Source organism: Mycobacterium sp. NAZ190054 (assembly GCF_001545925.1).
GTDB lineage: Bacteria > Actinomycetota > Actinomycetes > Mycobacteriales > Mycobacteriaceae > Mycobacterium.
The window spans coordinates 1-2,499 of record NZ_LMVQ01000386.1; the positions used below are offsets into that span (position 1 = coordinate 1).

Below are 2,499 nucleotides of genomic sequence, written 5' to 3' on the forward strand. Positions count from 1 at the left end.
CCGCCACCGCCGGTGGTGCCCGTCGTCGCGTCGGCGACGGGTGCCTCCTCCTGGGTGCGGAAGGCCGGCCCCGGCGGCGGGGCCGGTGCGGGCACGATCTGCAGCGCCTGCAGGAACTCCGTCAGCGTCGGGACCGGGATCTCCACGGTGGTGTAGAACGTCGACGGTGTCGGCCAGCTGCCCATCGGGATCTCACCCGCGGCGGGCAGCCGCAGGAACGGCAACTTGATCGAGGTGCCGCCCGGCAGCTGCCGGGGCGTGGACGCCGGCGGCTTCTCGATCACCGGCGGGTCCCGGCGGGAACCGACGGTGCCCTCGTCGGGATCGGGTTCGGTGGTCCGGGTGGGATCGGTCTGTTCGGGTTCCTTGTCCGGCACGCTCTGGGTCGGACTGGGCTCGTCGGGCTCGCTCGACGTGCCGGTGTCGGCGCCGCCGTCGTCCTCGCCGTCGTCGCCGCCGGTGTCCGCTGATCCGCCGTCCGGGTCGTCCGAACTCTGGCTGGAACTGTCGGTGTCGCCGGGTTCCGCGGCCACCGGCACCGCGATCGCGCCGCCGAAGACGGCCGTCACGGTCAGCACGCCGGCAACCGCGAAGGTTCGCAGTACGGGCCCGACCATGGCGCCTCCATTTCCGGAGGATTACGTTGCTGTCACGGAGACGAATTCGTCTGCAATTCTCGCACACGGCACAAGGGGTCAGGCCCGGCCGCGGATGTTTGCCGCGGGCCCGCAGCCGGCACGATAGGGTGCCGTCGTGACGTCCGCCGGCCCGACCCGCGACCACGGTGACCCGGGTGATGCCCCCACCGTCCCGCCACCGCTGACCGAACCCGCCGGCGCCACCCGGCCGTCGGCGGCCGAGGAGGCCAGGACCATCGCCGCGTCGACGAACACCGGCACGCTGGCGACGCTGACCGCCGACGGCGACCCGTGGGCGTCCTTCGTCACCTACGGACTGCTCGACGGCGCGCCGGTGCTGTGTGTGTCCAACCTCGCCGAGCACGGCCGCAACCTGGCCGCCGATCCGCGCGCGAGCATCGCGATCACCGCGCCGACCACCGACGCCGATCCGCTGGCCAGTGCCCGGATCACGTTGGCCGGGCACGTCGAGGCGCCCGCGGGCGCCGAACGGGACGCCGCCCGCGACGCGCACCTGGACGCCGTCGCCGCCGCGAAGTACTACATCGACTACAGCGACTTCACGCTGTGGGTGCTCAGAGTGGACCGCGTGCGCTGGGTCGGCGGTTACGGCCGGATGGACTCGACGACCGGCCGGGAGTACACCGCGGCGCAACCGGATCCGGTGGCGCCCCGCGCCGCCGGGGCCATCGCCCACCTCAACGCCGACCACGCCGAATCGCTCCTCGCGATGGCCCGCAGGCTCGGCGGATATCCGGACGCGGACACGGCGACCTGCACGGGCGCTGACCGCTACGGCCTCGACCTGCGGCTGGGCACACCGCGCGGGATGGCCTACACCCGCATCGGCTACGCCCGCCCTATCGACGCCATCGACGAAATGCGTTCGGCCACCGTCGAGTTGGCCAAACGCGCCCGAGGAGACTGATACGATGCCGACGGAAAACGATCGCCCGCAGACCTGGCAGGCCGCGTTCGACCTGATCCGCACCCGCGGTCACGAACGGCGCGAGGAGCCGTTCAAGCTCGCCAGCGGTCAGCTCAGCCACGACTACATCGACGGCAAGTACGCCGTCGACACCGGTGAGCGGCTGACAATCGTGTCCCGGGCGGTCGCCGACCTGGCGGCCGCCAACGGCATCGAGTTCGACGCGGTCGGCGGGCTGACCATGGGGGCCGACCCGCTGGCGCACGGCGTCGCGATGGTCACCGGCAAGGCGTGGTTCTCGGTGCGCAAGGAACAGAAGAAGCGCGGCAGGGAGCAGTGGGTCGAAGGCACCCGCCTGGAGCCGGGCATGCGCGTACTGCTCGTCGACGACGTGATCAGCACCGGCGGTTCGACCGAGCTGGCGCTGGAACGCATCGCGCCGCTCGGGGTCGTCGTCACCGGCGTGATCCCGATGGTCGACCGCGGCGACGTCGCGGCGAAGCGCTTCGCCAGGCACAACGTGCCGTTCCACGCGCTGGTCACCTACCGCGACCTCGGGATCGAGCCCGTCGCCGACGTCTAGGGACGGCGTCTGAGCACCGGCCCCACCCGTCACACACATCCACGTTCGGCAGGCCGCCACTCGCACTTTCCCTGCAGAAAGCGGATTCCTGGTGCGCGAGGGACCCGCGAGGAACCCGCGGCCCCCGTCAGGGACGGGTGACGAGCACTCCCCCGGGCTCGATGCCGACGGTCACCGGGTCACCGGGCGCGAACGCCCGCGCCGCCGAACTGGCCATCTGAGCGCTGACCGACGCGCCGTCGGGCAGCGCGATGTGGACCCGCGAGACGGCCCCGAGGAACGACACCGAGGTGACGGCCGCGGTGCCGGCCGGGTCGGCGGTGACGGTCACCGCTTCCGGCCGCACCATC

The 2,499-nt window shown here is 72.4% G+C and carries 3 protein-coding genes and 1 pseudogene; 2 read left to right on the forward strand and 2 right to left on the reverse strand.

What is annotated here, in order from left to right; translation table 11 throughout:
* Positions 1-617 (reverse strand): annotated as a pseudogene (locus ASJ79_RS22350) (hypothetical protein); the annotation flags it as partial.
* Between the two features lie 136 nt (positions 618-753).
* Between ASJ79_RS22350 and ASJ79_RS22355 the strand changes: the two are divergent.
* Together ASJ79_RS22355 and ASJ79_RS22360 are read left to right on the forward strand one after the other, a co-directional pair.
* Positions 754-1,566 carry a HugZ family protein gene (locus tag ASJ79_RS22355; protein ID WP_067960060.1) on the forward strand — a complete coding sequence of 271 codons (813 nt, stop codon included), beginning with the start codon at positions 754-756 and terminating at the stop codon, positions 1,564-1,566.
* 4 nt (positions 1,567-1,570) lie between these two features.
* A complete protein-coding gene (locus tag ASJ79_RS22360; RefSeq protein ID WP_067960064.1) occupies positions 1,571-2,149 on the forward strand; it encodes an orotate phosphoribosyltransferase in 579 nt (192 codons plus the stop codon).
* A 127-nt stretch (positions 2,150-2,276) separates the two neighbouring features.
* On the opposite strand, the gene ASJ79_RS22365 is transcribed toward ASJ79_RS22360, so the two are convergent.
* Positions 2,277-2,499, reverse strand: a 223-nt coding sequence (locus ASJ79_RS22365) for a TOBE domain-containing protein (RefSeq protein ID WP_067960066.1), incomplete at its 5' end; no start/stop codon positions are given.